The sequence below is a fragment of the Streptomyces sp. NBC_00353 genome, from assembly GCF_036108815.1.
In the GTDB taxonomy this organism is placed as follows: Bacteria; Actinomycetota; Actinomycetes; order Streptomycetales; family Streptomycetaceae; genus Streptomyces.
In genome coordinates, this window is record NZ_CP107985.1 from 1,370,918 (window position 1) to 1,385,746 (window position 14,829).

At 66.7% G+C, this 14,829-nt stretch carries 11 protein-coding genes; 8 read left to right on the forward strand and 3 right to left on the reverse strand.

Going from position 1 to position 14,829, the window contains the following annotated elements:
* Positions 1-21 precede the first annotated feature (21 nt).
* Entirely contained in the window at positions 22-1,062 is a 1,041-nt protein-coding gene (locus OHA88_RS06655; RefSeq protein WP_328624639.1) for a PP2C family protein-serine/threonine phosphatase, read from the forward strand.
* Between the two features lie 985 nt (positions 1,063-2,047).
* Here the strand turns inward: OHA88_RS06655 and OHA88_RS06660 are convergent.
* A complete protein-coding gene (locus OHA88_RS06660; RefSeq protein ID WP_328624640.1) occupies positions 2,048-3,739 on the reverse strand; it encodes an ISAzo13 family transposase in 1,692 nt (563 codons plus the stop codon).
* A 1,572-nt stretch (positions 3,740-5,311) separates the two neighbouring features.
* Here OHA88_RS06660 and OHA88_RS06670 point away from each other — a divergent pair.
* The 7 genes from OHA88_RS06670 to OHA88_RS06700 all read left to right on the forward strand — a co-directional run bounded on the left by OHA88_RS06670 (position 5,312) and on the right by OHA88_RS06700 (position 13,101).
* Positions 5,312-6,328 carry a LacI family DNA-binding transcriptional regulator gene (locus OHA88_RS06670; protein WP_443044351.1) on the forward strand — a complete coding sequence of 339 codons (1,017 nt, stop codon included), beginning with the start codon at positions 5,312-5,314 and terminating at the stop codon, positions 6,326-6,328.
* A 137-nt stretch (positions 6,329-6,465) separates the two neighbouring features.
* Positions 6,466-7,473, forward strand: a complete 1,008-nt coding sequence (locus tag OHA88_RS06675; RefSeq protein WP_328624642.1) for an ABC transporter substrate-binding protein — start codon at positions 6,466-6,468, stop codon at positions 7,471-7,473.
* Positions 7,474-7,568: 95 nt separating this feature from the next.
* Complete coding sequence (locus OHA88_RS06680) at positions 7,569-9,107, forward strand: sugar ABC transporter ATP-binding protein (protein ID WP_328624643.1); 1,539 nt, start codon at positions 7,569-7,571, stop codon at positions 9,105-9,107.
* A complete protein-coding gene (locus OHA88_RS06685; RefSeq protein ID WP_328624644.1) occupies positions 9,104-10,213 on the forward strand; it encodes an ABC transporter permease in 1,110 nt (369 codons plus the stop codon). The genes OHA88_RS06680 and OHA88_RS06685 overlap by 4 nt, the downstream gene beginning before the upstream one ends.
* The gene (gene yjfF / locus OHA88_RS06690) at positions 10,213-11,235 is read left to right on the forward strand and encodes a galactofuranose ABC transporter, permease protein YjfF (protein ID WP_328624645.1); all 1,023 of its coding nucleotides are present in this window, start codon (positions 10,213-10,215) and stop codon (positions 11,233-11,235) included. The genes OHA88_RS06685 and yjfF overlap by 1 nt, the downstream gene beginning before the upstream one ends.
* Before the next feature lie 201 nt (positions 11,236-11,436).
* Positions 11,437-11,640: a hypothetical protein gene (locus OHA88_RS06695; RefSeq protein ID WP_328624646.1), complete on the forward strand. Its 204-nt coding sequence runs from the start codon at positions 11,437-11,439 to the stop codon at positions 11,638-11,640.
* 507 nt (positions 11,641-12,147) lie between these two features.
* A complete protein-coding gene (locus OHA88_RS06700; protein ID WP_328624647.1) occupies positions 12,148-13,101 on the forward strand; it encodes a 5'-nucleotidase in 954 nt (317 codons plus the stop codon).
* A 381-nt stretch (positions 13,102-13,482) separates the two neighbouring features.
* On the opposite strand, the gene OHA88_RS06705 is transcribed toward OHA88_RS06700, so the two are convergent.
* Positions 13,483-13,824 carry a GNAT family N-acetyltransferase gene (locus OHA88_RS06705; RefSeq protein WP_326607483.1) on the reverse strand — a complete coding sequence of 114 codons (342 nt, stop codon included), beginning with the start codon at positions 13,822-13,824 and terminating at the stop codon, positions 13,483-13,485.
* A 10-nt stretch (positions 13,825-13,834) separates the two neighbouring features.
* Complete coding sequence (locus OHA88_RS06710; RefSeq protein ID WP_328624648.1) at positions 13,835-14,815, reverse strand: pirin family protein; 981 nt, start codon at positions 14,813-14,815, stop codon at positions 13,835-13,837.
* Between the last annotated feature and the right edge of the window lie 14 nt (positions 14,816-14,829).

Below are 14,829 nucleotides of genomic sequence, written 5' to 3' on the forward strand. Positions count from 1 at the left end.
TGACACACGGACCAGGGCACGATGGCGGAGCCGACGGTGATCGACGTTCTTGCACCGCCCAACATTCATCTGGGTCCGCTGCTCGTCGCGGCCCCGGCGATCACGGCGTCGTTCGGCGGGGCTTGGGCGGTGGGTCTGGTCGCTGCGCTGCCGGTGATCGCGCAGACGGCCATCGGGCTGCTGCGCGATCCTGACGAGATGCTCTCGTCCAACCACCAGGCGCAGATCGTCGCCCTGATGCTGGTCGGCACGTGCCTCGTGATCTTCTGCGTACTGCGGATGCGTCGCGCAAAAGAGCTGGCGCAAGTACGGTACGTGTCCGAGGCCGCCGAGCGTGTGGTTCTGCCGCCGCTGCCCAGGCAGCTCGGACCGCTGCACGTCGCCTCCCTGTACCTTGCGGCGGAGGCCGAGGCCCAGATCGGCGGGGATCTGTACGCGGCGGCGCGCACCACCTCGGGCACCCGGCTGATGGTCGGCGATGTGCGAGACAAGGGGATGACCGCGGTCAATGACGCCGCTTTGCTGCTCGGAGCGTTCCGCGTCGCGGCCCACCGTCAGGCGAGTCTTGGTGAGCTGGTGGCCTACCTCGACCGAAGCGTGTGCTGGGACCTGCTCGAGCCAGGTGAGACGAGCTGCTACGGAGAAACGTTCATCACCGCCACCATCCTGGACATCCTCGACGGGGACGGCCGAGTCGAGATGGTCTGCTGCGGGCACCCGCCGCCGGTCGTCCTGCTCAACGGCCGACCGACGACGATGGAAGCCCTTCATCCCGCACCTCCGCTGGGCCTGGGCGAACTGGCGCATCCGCGATACCACGTCGACAGCTTCCAGTTCGAGCCGGGAGACCTTCTACTGCTGTACACGGACGGCGTCACCGAGGCCCGCGACTCCACCGGCACCTTCTACCCACTCACCGAGCGCATCACCGGCTGGACCGAGAACGACTCCGACGCCTCCGTCGGCCGCTTCCGGCGCGACCTGCTGCTTCACGTCGGCGGACACCTGAACGACGACGCCGCCATGATCGTCATAGAGCGCCCCGCCACGCCCCGGGCCTGACCATCCGGCCCCTCTTGCATCACTAACGTGCTGGACTAACGGTCGCGGCTACGTCGGCGGCGGACTCGCGACACAGTCCAGATCCCGGCCCCGATGATTGGGACCACGATCAACGACATCCTCACAATGGCGACGATCCCCACGATGAGGAACGTGAACAGCAACTCCCAAATCGAGGGATCCGGTTCCATGCCCTGCCTTCTTGATGTAGGTGCGTGACGTTGTTCTGGCGACGACGCATGTGCCGAACCTGACGGTTCCTCAACGCGCCAGCATCATGCGCCTCTGCACCCACCACTCGCCCCAGCTCCCATCCCGTCCGCCTTCGTCCCACACGGCTGCTCGGCTCTGCCTGGGCCGAAGATGGTTGGGATGGGAGCCCACAACGCTCACCTCGATCCGGGCTGGCACTCGCTAACGGCGCCCTATCCATCCCGGAGTCTGAGCGCCCCCGCCGGAAGGCATGTGAGGGTCCGTGAAGGCGGCACGAACAGCGTCCGATGAGTCAGCGGATCCCGGGAACGGCCAGGTCGATCGGGGTGCGGTTGCGAGCCGCCCGGGTTGGGTCTGCGGAGCGGGTGGCGGCAGCGAGCAAGGCCAGCGCGAGCATGGCGAGGCGTCGGCGCCAGCCTACTGGCCAGCCTGGACAATCCCGGCGTAGACGCGCAGGTCAGAGTGCCTGGTCGGCACCTTCCACCGACGCAAAGCGTCCATTGCACCGAACGGCCAGGCAGCCTCGTCCTGGTCGGCGACGAAGCGCACGACACGCTGCTCAGGTCGCCGAAGGACTGCGGTGGTTCAGCAGGATCGCCCGGGAAGACCAGCGTGAACAGCGTATGCCCTGTGTAGTACCTGTCGTAGAACCCTTCGACGCCCGTAGAGTCAGCCAGGCCGACCAGCATGGCATCGACCGCCCGGAGCGTCGCGGCTTCGGACGTTTCGGCCAGGGCCATCGCGCGAGGCCGCTATAAGGGCGTGCAGATCTTTAACTCGTCTTTTTGACCTTGGTCTGGGTGGAGTCGGGAGCGAGGAACGTCGCGACGTCTGCTGGTGTGCGGAGGCGGACGGTAGAGGTGCTGATGGGGTGGCCGTGTGCTTCGAGGAGTGGGCGGACTTCCTGTTTCGCGCGGCTGATGGTCATGGCGGTGACGCCGAAGAGTTGGCCGAGGAGGTCCATGGTCGCGAGTTTGCGCAGGTGGAGCACGGTGACCAGGCCCCGGTCGGCTGGGGTGAGTTTGGCTTTGGCACCTGTCCCAGGAGCCACCAGGCGCTCGTGACCGCGACGTGTGCGGAGCACTTGCTCGCGTTGAACCTCCAGTGCTGGAGTCAGCGCATCGATGAGCTCGCTGAGCCGTTGGCGGGTCATCCCGGTCAGTTCTGGGTCCTGCAGCGAACGCCGCGTGAGGCGAGGCGGTCTGCTCGCCGGGGCCTGTTCTGACGTGCTGTTGCTGGCCGTCGCGTCTGCCGGATGTTGGGGGTGGAGGGTGTAGTTCCAGTCGCCGTGGAAGCGGTGCCGGGTGATCGGAAGGGCGGCGATCTCGTCGTCGCTGACCTGGATGCCGGTGGGATAGGAGTTGGTGTCGAGTTCGGCGTGCACGGTCAGGCCGGTCTTGATGATGGTCGCCGCGATGCTCTCGACGATGACTTCGTGGCTGGTCAGGGGCCTGCCCCGCCAGTTCATGGTGATGTGGGAGAACAGCCGGTGCTCGATCCGGTTCCACTTCGATGTGCCGGGAGGCAGGTGGCAGACGGTGATGGTCAGGCCGGACTCGGCGGCGAATTGGGCGAGTTCGGTTTTCCAGGTGCGGGTGCGATACCCGTTGCAGCCGCCCGCATCGGCGGTGATGAGCAACCGGCCGGCCGTGGGATAGGCGGCCCGCCCGGCTGCATTCCACCAGCGTCGGATCGATTCGACGGCGAACGCGGCGGTGTCGTGGTCGGTGCCGACGTTGACCCAGCCGGTGTTCGCGGCGACGTCGTAGATGCCGTAGGGCACTGCTCTGCCCAGCTCGCGGTCGGGGAAGTCGTGGGTGTTGACCCGTACCGGCTCGCCTCTCGGCTCCCATTCACGGCCGTTGTTCTTGAACGGGCCGACCAATTCCTTCTTCTTCGTGTCCACACTGATCACCGGCGCCCCGCCGTCCCGGTGGGCGCGGGCTTGTTCGTTGAGGTAGTGGAACTGCGCGTCCCGGTCGGGATGCTGCTTGCCCTCCAGAGTCTTGGCGTTGCTCTGCAGGCTGAAGCCCTCCTCGCGCAGGAGATCGCCCACCGTGTCCGCACAGCTCCTGTGACCCTGCCGGGTCAGTTCCTTGGCGAGCTTGCGGGTGGATTTGGTGGTCCAGCGCAGCGGCGACATGGGATCTCCGCGGACGTCGGGCTCGACCAGCGCGAGAAGCGCCTCCCGTACGGCCGGGCTCCGGTCGGCGACGCGTTTGCGGCCAGCGCCGGGTCGGCGGATGCGTCCCAACGGGGCCTCTCCAGAGGCGAGTTCGCGTATTCCGGCAGACACCCTGGCTTCACGGACGCCGGCGGCGCGGGCGACCGCTCTGATCCCGCCGTGGCCGAGGGACTGGGCCTCCGCTCCTATCAGCGGGCGACGCTGCCGTTCGTCAAGGTGCGGCAGTATCGCCTCGAACTTGGCTGCCAGCATGGCCCGTTGCTCTTCCAACCCGCTCATGCCGGATCGACGAACCACCGAGCAGAAAGCCACGAGTTAAAGATCTGCACGCCCTAAGAGCCGCTCAGGAACGACTTCGTCTCGGTCTTCTCAGGTGGACGGGCGACGACCTGCGTCAGCACGTCCACGACGGCCGGGCCGGCGACGCCGAACCGCGTCAACGCGAAGGCGGAGGCCCAGCGCAGCTCGACGATCGGGCTGTCCAGGTAGCGCCCGATATAGGGGACGGTCGCCGGCTCGCCGAGCAGACCGAGGGCAACTAGTCTCGGCCCGTAGTTCAGGGCTGCCCGAGGTCAGCAGGACGGCGAGTGCGGGAAGTGCTTCCCGGACGGCGTCGTAGGAACGCACCACCGCTTCAGCGTTGATGAGCACTTGCGCGTAGCTCTCCTCGCGCTGTTTGCGCTGCTTTATGACCCTCGGGAAGACCGCGCCAACCTGGCGAATCTACGCGGCGAAGCCCACGACTGGGCCATCGTTGGCGATGACGCGGGCGCCCGTTCCGTTCCTCGTGCGGATGGCACTCGACCCGAGATTGGTCAATAGGCATCGGTTCGTCGGTCTGCTGGTCGCCATCGCGATCGGGCTTGGCAACAACTATCTGCCGAACGGCTCTGTCGAACCCGCCGACGGCTGCCGACGCCTTGACGCCAGCGAGGGGGCTGGGCGGGTCTCGCCGCCGAGCTCAAGGAGGCGTACGGGCGAATGCACGGCCTGGTGAACAACGCCGGCATTACCTGGTGCGCCGCGTCGGCGACGTGCGCACCCAGGACATGTCACGCGTCCACGCGATCAACGTCACCGGCCTGCTGCTCGGCATCCAGCGCCTCGCCCCGTTCATGCCGCCCGGTTCCTCGAGGGCCCGGCACCACGTCCGAACGTCACGACGCCGAACTGGTCATCGTCGCCCTTCACATGGCCGTCGCCACCCGCGGCGGCGATGAAGGGCGTGTCTTCCACTCAGACCGCGGCAGCGAGCCCGGGGTCAAGAGGTCGTTGCAACACTGCTTGTCAATGAGCATAGGTGCTCGGTGAGTGCCTCGGCAGGAGTCTTCCAGCCGAGGTTGTTGCGGACATCAACGTCCGGTATTTCGTGCATGGTTCGACGTTTCGGTTCTGAAAACAAGGTCGTCCTGCAGGACCGTCCACCTCGTTTGATCGGGGCCTTTGCGCCGATAGAGGCACGCCGCCGCGCACCCGTCCCCCTGCTCGTGCCCTCGCACCCTCGCGCCACGTTACGCAAACGTGACGGCTTCCCGCCGCAGCCCTCTTGACCGCCATGAATTGTTAGCGCTCACAATGACGTCCGTATTCAACTAGTCCCGAGTCGGCGGCGCCAGTGACATCCGAGGAGGTGTGACCGTCGTGTCCGCAGGATCCCGCCCCATCGCCTCGGCCGGTGCCGTGAGCGGCCGAACGCCCGGCCGGATTACGGGGCCGCCAGGCGAACCGGCCACCGCGGGGGTGGTCGTGAACCCGGCCACGCGGAGGCAGACGCCCACGACACAGGTCTTATCGGCAGACGACCGCCAAGGAGATGCGGCCGTGGTATCAGCACGGCCCCGGCCGCCCACCATGGCCGACGTCGCCAGCCAGGCGGGCGTGTCGCACCAGACGGTGTCCCGCGTCGTGGGGGAACACCCCAACGTGCGGGACGAGACCCGGGCCAAAGTGCTGCGCGTGATCGAGGAGATGGGCTACCGTCGCAACCCCTCCGCACGGGCCCTGGCCACCCGGCGTACCCGCACCCTGGGTGTCGTCGCCTCCGACACCACCCTCTATGGCCCGGCCAGTACCCTCTTCGCGCTCGAGGAGGCGGCCCGCGCCCGGGGATATCTGGTCTCCACGGTGAGCCTGCGCAAATTGACCGTCCAGACACTCTCCGAGGCCCTGGACCACCTCAGCGAGGGCGGCGTTGAGGGAGTGGTCGCCATCGCCCCACAGCGGTCGGCGGTGGACGCCCTCTCCCGACTGCGTCACCCGTTCCCGGTGGTCACCGTCGGGGGCGGCCCCGGAGTGGACACACCGTGCGTCACCGTGGACAACCACAAGGGCGCGACGCTGGCCACCGGTCATCTGCTGGCGGGCGGCCACCGCAAGGTCTGGCACCTGGCCGGACCCGAGGACTGGCAGGAGTCCGCCGACCGGGCGGCCGGCTGGCGGGCGACCCTCGAAGCAGCGGGCATCGAGCCACCGTTAGTGGTGCACGGTGACTGGAGTCCGCTCTCCGGCTACCGCGCCGGCCAGGAACTGGCCGGCTGGGTGGGTCGGGGACTGACGGCGGTCTTCGTCGCCAACGACCAGATGGCACTGGGGTTGTTGCGTGCCCTGCGGGAGGCGGGCGTGCGAACTCCCCAGGACGTCGCGGTGGTCGGCTTCGATGACATCCCGGAGTCGGAGTTCTTCGCCCCGCCGCTCACCACGGTCCGGCAGGACTTCGCGACCGTCGGCAAGCACAGCATCGCCCTGCTCCTGGATCTCATCGAGGGCCGTGCACCCGCCGGGGCACCCCGGATCTCCATCGAACCCCAATTCGTCGTCCGCGCCAGTACATTTCCGTACACCCCACAATCGGGGGGCGCTCCCGACTGACCCGGCACCAACCGGCTGCATCCCGCGCGTCAGCATGGTCGATATATCGAACAATGATCGACAGACCGTACGCAGTGCGACCGCTCCATCGAGTACCAGCGGGTCCATCCCCGGGCCGGCTCTTCAAAGGAGAAGACATGCTCAACAGACGGAACTTCCTCACCGCCGCGGTCGGCGTGGCGGCCGCGGGCGGCCTGGCGGCCTGCGCCAAGGAGGACAGCGGCTCCAACAGCTCCTCCTCCGGGGGCGACAGCAAGGCGATCAGCCTGGGCTTCTCCCAGGTCGGCTCGGAGAGCGGCTGGCGCACCGCCAACACCGACTCGGTCAAGGAAGCGGCCAAGGAGGCGGGCTACACCCTCAAGTTCTCCGACGCCCAGCAGAAGCAGGAGAACCAGATCTCCGCGATCCGTAGCTTCATCGCCCAGAAGGTGGACGTCATAGCCTTCTCGCCGGTGGTCGTCACCGGCTGGGACGCTGTGCTGAAGGAGGCCAAGGCCAAGAACATCCCGGTCGTCCTCACCGACCGCTCTGTCGAGACCTCCGACGACTCCCTGTACGTCACGCTGGTCGGCTCGGACTTCACGGACGAGGGCAGGCGCGCGGCCAAGATCCTGGAGAAGGTCCTCGAGAAGGCCGGCCACAAGGGCGCCGTGAATATCGCGCAACTGGAGGGCACCACGGGCGCCGCCCCGGCGATCGAGCGCGCCAAGGGCTTCAAGGAGGTCATGGAGGCAAAGCACAAGGACGACTGGAAGATCGTCGTCAGCCAGACCGGTGACTTCACCCGCGCCGGCGGCAAGCAGGTCATGGCGGCCTTCCTGCAGTCCAACCCGAACATCAACGTGCTCTTCGCGCACAACGACGACATGGCCATCGGCGCCATCCAGTCCATCGAGGCCGCCGGCAAGAAGCCCGGCAAGGACATCCTGATCGTCTCGATCGACGGCGTGAAGGACGGCTTCGTTGCCATGTCCGAGGGCAAGATCAACGCCATTGTCGAGTGCAACCCGCTGCTCGGTCCCCAGCTAATGGACGTCGTGAAGAAAGTCAAGGACAGCGAGACGGTCGAGCGCTGGATCAAGACCGAGGAGAGCGACTTCATGCAGGACCAGGCCAAGGCCGCGCTCCCAAACCGCAAGTACTGACCGACCGCACCCACCGGCGGGGAGCCCCCGGCCGACCGAGCCATCGGTCCCGGGGCTCCCTGCGGGCCTGAACCAATCTCACAAGGAGCGCTGCCATGGCAGAGCCGCGACCCGTCCTGGATATGACGGGCATAGTCAAAGATTTTCCGGGGGTACGGGCTCTGTCGGACGTCGACTTCCGGCTCTTCCCCGGCGAGATCCACGCCCTGATAGGCGAGAACGGCGCGGGCAAGTCCACCCTCATCAAGGTGCTGACGGGGGTCTACTCCCTGGACGGCGGCACGATCACGCTGGACGGCAGGTCCGTGCGGTTCGGCAGCCCGCTGCAGGCCCAGCACGCCGGCATCAGCACGGTCTACCAGGAGGTCAACCTCTGCCCGAACCTGTCGGTCGCGGAGAACATCTTTATCGGGCGCGAACCGACCCGCATGGGCCGCATCCAGTGGAAGCGGCTGCGTCAGGATGCGGCAGAGCTGGTGGACCGGCTCGGCCTCGACATCGACGTCACCGCCCCCCTGTCCTCGTACCCGCTAGCCGTGCAGCAACTGGTCGCGATCGTACGGTCGGTGGGCACTTGCGACAGCGACGGAGAGGGATCGGGCACCAAGGTGCTGATCCTCGACGAGCCGACCTCCAGCCTCGACCGAGACGAAGTCCTCGAACTGTTCGCCCTGATGCGGCGGTTGAAGGATGAGGGCGTTGCGATCCTGTTCGTCTCGCACTTCCTCGACCAGATCTACGAGGTCTGCGACCGGATGACCGTACTGCGCAACGGCAACCTCGTCGGCGAGCACATGGTGCGCGACCTCGATCAGGTCGGGCTCGTCCAGCTCATGCTCGGCAAGGCTCTGGACCAACTGGAGGAGCTCCACGACCACCAGTTGCACTCCGACGTCGGCGAGACGCTGCTCCAGGCGGACGGCCTCGGCAGGACCGGCGGCATCGCCCCCTTCGACCTGGAGATCAAGAAGGGCGAGGTGATCGGGCTCGCAGGCCTGCTCGGATCGGGCCGGACCGAACTCGCCCGGCTGCTCTTCGGCGCCGATCAGCCGGACAGCGGCAGGGTGTCCATCGGCGGCAAGCAGGTCTCGATGAGCGCCCCGAACGACGCAATCGGCGCCGGTGTCGCGTTCTGCTCCGAGAACCGCAAGAGCGAGGGCCTGGTGCCCGATCTGACGGTGCGGGAGAACATCATCCTGGCCCTGCAGGCCTCGCGTGGCTGGACCCGGCCCATCCCGGTCTCCCAGCGCGACGAACTCGTCGCCAAGTACATCAAAGCGCTGGACATCCGCCCCGCCAACCCCGAGGCCACGGTCGGCCAGCTCAGCGGCGGCAACCAACAGAAGGTGCTGCTGGCCCGCTGGCTGATCACCCAGCCGAAGCTGCTGATCCTGGACGAGCCGACGCGCGGCATCGACATCGGCGCGAAGGCGGAGATCCAGAAGCTCGTCGTCTCACTCTCCGAGGACGGCATGTCCGTGCTGTACATCGCGGCCGAGCTGGAGGAAGTACTCCGGCTCAGTCACACCATCGGAGTGCTGCGCGACCGTCGGCTGGTGGCGCAGATCGCCAACGGGCCCGAGATCACCACGAGTCGGATCCTGGAGACCATCGCGAGCGGAGAGAACCAGTGACCACCTCTTCCCGATGGCGAGCGCTGACCCACCACCACCTGCTCTGGCCGGTAGCGGTCCTTGTCATCCTGCTGCTCGTCAACGTTCCCTTCACCCCCGACTTCTTCTCCGTGCGGATGACGGACGGCCACCTCTACGGCAGCCTCGTCTCGATCGTGCTGTTCGGCTCACCCCTCATCCTGGTGGCGGTGGGCATGACCCTGGTCATCGCCACCGGCGGCATCGACCTCTCCGTCGGCGCCGTGGCCGCCATCACCGGAGCGCTGGCCTGCTCGTACATCAGCGACCAGGCCGACCAAAGCGCCCTTTCCGGGGTGCTGCTCGCCATGGGCCTGGGCCTGCTGGCCGCGGTCGTCTGCGGCCTGTGGAACGGCTTCCTGGTCGCCAGGATGGGCATCCAGCCGATCATCGCCACGCTGATCATCATGGTCGCCGGACGCGGCGTGGCCCAGTTGATCACCAACGGCCAGATCATCACCATCAACAGCGAGCCGTACAAGCTGATCGGCGGCGGCTACTGGCTGGCACTGCCCTTCTCCATCTTCGTGGTGGCAGTGGTCGTGGCCGTCACCGTGGCGCTGACCCGCCGCACGGCGCTCGGGCTGCTGGTCGAGTCGGTCGGCAGCAACGCCGAGGCCAGCCGCCTGGTGGGCATCAGGTCCCTGCGCATCAAGATCATGGTGTACGCGTTCTGCGCGCTTTGCGCGGGCATCGCAGGCCTGATGATCAGCTCCAACACCTCGGCCGCGGACGGCAACAACGCCGGCCTGTGGATCGAACTCGACGCGATCCTCGCCGTGGTGATCGGCGGCACGTCACTCCTTGGCGGCCGGTTCTCCATCGGTGGCACGGTCGTCGGCGCCCTCGTCATCCAGACCCTGACCACCACGATCTACACCATTGGCGTGCCGACCCAGACCAACCTGGTCTTCAAGGCCGCCGTCGTCATCGTCGTCTGTCTGTTGCAGTCCCCGAAATTTCGCGCCAAGGTCTTCGGTGCCAAATTCGGCGCCAGGTCCGGTGCGAAGGGAAACGCCAAGCCGGCCGCGGCCCCGGCGGACACCGCCGCGGCGACCGAGGCCGCTCCCAAGATGGAGGTGTCGTGATGAGCACGACCACCCAAAGCCCCTCAGCCCCGAACAGCCGTACCACGTCCAAGGCCGTGCGTCTGCTCGGCGACCGGCGCATGCCCGTGCTGGCGACGGCCCTGCTTTTCCTCGTGATGTACATCGCGAGCCTGAGCCGGTACCAGAACTACGGATTCGCTGAACCGCAGGTCTTCATGAACCTGTTCATCGACAACGGCTATCTGCTGGTCGCCGCCGTCGGTGTCACCTTCGTCATCCTGTCCGGCGGCATCGACCTGTCCGTTGGTTCGGTGATCGGGTTTACGACGATGTTCACGGCGTGGTTGGTGGAGCGCCAGGGGCTGCCGCTCCTGGCCGTGATCCCCATGGCGCTGGCCGTGGGCGCCCTCGGCGGTTTCTTGATGGGCTATGTGATCCACAACTTCGAGATCCAGCCCTTCATCGTGACCCTCGCCGGCCTCTTCCTCTTCCGCGGCCTGTGCCTGGTCATCAGCAAAGAGTCGATCTCCATCGGCGACTCCTCGGTGACCGGCATGGCCCAGGCGCAGGTATCGCTGGGGATGGGCTTCCTGTCGATCGGCGCGATCGTCGCGCTGGCCGTCCTCGCCGTGGCGTTCTACGTCCTGCACTACACGCGCTTCGGGCGCCGGGTGTACGCCACCGGAGGCAATGAGCAGTCGGCCATGCTGATGGGTCTCCCGCAGGGCGGCACGAAGATCGCCGTGTACACCACGAGTGGCTTCTGCTCGGCGCTGGCCGGGCTGCTGTTCACCCTGTACATCCAGTCCGGTGACCCGTTGCATGCCACCGGCATGGAACTCGACGCGATCGCCGCCGTCGTGATCGGCGGCACCCTGCTGACGGGTGGCTCCGGCTATGTGCTGGGCACCGTCTTCGGTGTACTCGTCCTGGGCCTGATCAAGACCATCATCCAGTTCGAGGGCACGCTCAGCTCATGGTGGACGAAGATCGCCACCGGTGTGCTGCTGTGCGCGTTCATCCTGATCCAACGCGCGATGACGGCACGCAATAAAACCTGACCGGTCAGGTCGTCCCACGGCTGCCGCTGCCCGCTCCTGTGTATCTGGGCGGGCCGCTGGCAGGAACTTCCGTGCGCAGAGCAGGAGTTGTTCCGGACTGTCGCCTCGCTCGGTACACGTCAACAGTGTGAGACTCCGATCCGGCCGCTGGTCTCCACCACAAGGGAGTGGCGTGTTGCGCGTACCGACTGTCACGTTCCCATGGCCGTGGCAGCGGCCGTCCTCGCCCTCACGCTCGCCGCGTGCGGCGGCGACACCGAACCCGGAGGAGGCGCCTCCGCAGTCCCCGCCTCACTCGACGCCAGGGCGGACGTGGGCAGGCAGCGGTTCACCGTCTCGAACTGGGACGGCGATATGCCCGAGGACCTACCCGCCTGCTTCAAGGCCGCCACCGGCGTCCCGTGACCGTCGCGAAGTACACGACCAACGACGCGGACTTCTGGAACGCCTGCTGATTGGTCTTGCCCGAGCAGTCCCAGATCTACAGGTACGCGCCTCGGTCTGGCTGGCGTTCGGCACATCGAGACACCGGCCGGAGCCAACACCGCGCAAGGCGCCGCTGCTGGCCGTGCGATCGCGACCCTGGTGATCCTGCGATTCCAGCTTCCGCACGCCGCCCTCACTGTCTTCTGCGGCGTGGACCGCTCCACCGTCACACGCGCCGGCCATGAGATCCGTCCACTCCTGGCGGCGCGGGGCTTCGCGGTCCCTGGCGAGGCGGGACTGCGTCTGTACACACTGGCCGAGTGGAACTACGCACGCCGTCAGGGCCGGCCAACGGCCCAGCACAGGGACCTGAGAGAAGCCAGGCCGTGCTCGCCCTGACCCGCTGGCGTCACAGCCCACGAAGATAAAATGGTCGCCACGACCGAGGGACCAAGTATTCCCTCCGGGACACGACAGGGAGATGCTGTGCCGCCCTACAGTCTCGAAAACCGGCTGGTCATTGGAATCGCCTCCAGCGCCCTCTTCGACCTGAAGGAATCCGATGCCGTTTTCCGGGAGAAGGGCGAGGAAAGCTACCGCTGTTATCAGCGGACCAAGTTGGACGAGACGTTGCAGCCGGGAGTCGCCTTCCCCTTCATCCGCAGGCTCTTGTCGCTGAATGATCTCAACCCCGATGGTGACCCACTGGTCGAAGTCATCATTCTCTCCCGCAACGACCCCGACACCGGGCTTCGGGTCATGCGATCCATCAGGTCTCATGGCCTGCCCATAACTCGCGCCATTTTCATGCAGGGACGCTCACCGTACAAGTTCATGCGCGCGCTGCAGATGTCGCTGTTTCTGTCCGCCGACGACGGCGACGTCCGCGAGGCTACGAGCGCTGGGATGCCAGCAGGTCGTGTCCTTGGCTCTGCCGTCGCCGACGATCCTGACGACAGGGATCTGCGGATCGCCTTCGACTTCGACGGGGTCCTCGCCAGCGACGAGTCGGAGCGCGTGTTCCAACAGGACGGCATAGAGAGCTTCCGTAATCATGAGACCCTGAACGTTGCCACGCCTCACGACGCGGGTCCGCTCCGGGAGTTCCTCCGGAAGGTGAACACGCTGCAGCGCCGAGAGGAGGAACGGCGCAAGAAGGACCCGGACTACGCGATCCGCGTCCATGTCTCCATCGTCACGGCCCGCAATGCGCCCGCGCACGAGCGGGCCATCATGAGCCTGAACCAATGGGGCGTCACGGTCAACGACGCCTTCTTCCTCGGCGGAATCGACAAGAGCTCGATCATGGAAGTGCTCAAGCCGCACATCTTCTTCGACGACCAGGAAAGCCATCTCCAAGGCACGTCGCAGACGACGCCGAGCGTCCATATCCCGTTCGGGGTGGTGAACCAGGAAGCCCCGCAGACTGCTGCCGAGTAGCCTCCCCACCCAACTGTCTGCCGATGCGGGGCGCGTCATCCCGGGCGGTAACGAGCGCCCGGGCCCGGGTACCTCCGTGTCTTGCCGCACGGACCGCCTTCCCATATCAAGCGACCGCATTACCCACCGGCCCGACACCCGATACTCCGGTGCCGAAGCGTGTCCTATGTGCTTCTCCACACGCTGTGGCTCGACGGCCGCGCCGCGCCCGCCGGAGGGGAACCCGCCCATGCACGTCGGATCCGGCAAGAGGGGCAGCGACCGGGACTGGTCGTTCAGATGCGCGGATCTGGTAGGACGGATCGCGTGGGGCACCGTTACAGATCCCGCTCCGCCGGTCCGAACGTACCGATGGCGTCGGAGACGACGCGGCACCGGTGGTCAGTGAGGCAGCACGGTGTCCAGCCATTGCAGGACCTCGGGGGTCACCGGGTCGGTGATGTCGGCGAACTCGTCATGCTTCTTGAGGAACTTCGCGACGTAGGGGCAGACCGGCACGATGCGCTTCCCTGACGTGCGTACGTCGCTCAACGCCTGCTGTACGAGTATCGCGGCCAGGCCCTGTCCGGCGAAGGCGTCGTAGATTTTGGTGTGGTAGAAAACGCGCTGGTCGTCGCGGTCGCGATACGCGGTGTGGCCTGCGGTTTTGCCGTCGACCAGGATTTCGTAACGGTGCTTCGGGTCCACTCGCTGGACAGTCGGAGCGGCGGCGGGCTGGGTCATCGCATGCCTTTCAGTGACGCGTCGGGTTTTTGCGAGGTGCGATGGTGGCGTGGGGAAGGGCCGGCGCGGGAAGACGGTCGCCGTCGTAACCGTCGACCTTGCCGAAGCGGTCGGATGCGCTCTGCCACGCTTCCCTGGCTTCGACGATGTCTTCGTGGCTCCGACCGATGAAATTCCACCACATGACGATCTGTTCCTCGAACGGCGTGCCGCCGAGCAGGACTGCCCGCGCGACGGTGTCCGTCTCGTTCGCCAGCGTCAGTGTGTCGCTTCCCGTGCCGACGTATCCCAACTCGGTCGGGTGCATGAGCGTTCCAGCGATACGGACCTCCCCGTGGTCGACGAGAAGGCCGTGCTCGAAGGCGGCGTCGATGGCGAGCGTGGTCGTCGAGTGCGGCTCAAGGATGAGTTCGGCACCGAGCAGGGGCGTGAACGTCCGCACCGGAGCGGTGTCACCTGCCAGCGACCCAAGGAACACGCGGACTTCAGCTCCGTCCACCCGGACCGAGTTCGGGACGTAATGCTGGAAGTCACGGCCGGTGTGCCGGTGTTCTTCGGGAAGCGCCACCCACAACTGGACGCCGTGCAAGATCGTGGTGCGGGCGGTGGAAACTTCCGAGTGGCTGATGCCGTGCCCACCCGTCATGAGGTTCAGCTCACCGGGCCGTACAAGGGCGTGGCTGCCCAGACTGTCCCGGTGCTCGATCTCCCCGCTGAACAGCCAGCTCACCGTCTGCAGACCGGTGTGCGGATGGGGCGCGACGTCCATGCCGCCCGTGCCGGCAACGTCGTCGGGGCCGTAGTGGTCGATGAAACACCAGGCCCCGATCAGCGTCCGGGCCCGCTGCGGCAGCGTGCGCCGTACGGTCATCGACCTCGGACCGCCCAACGGGACGTCCCTCGCGGAGAGGACCTCGACCTGCGGCACATGCTCACCGTGCTCCGAGGCCCCGCAGCGGAGCTCGGCGGGTTCCCTCTCGACATTACTCATCGCACGCCCCTCTC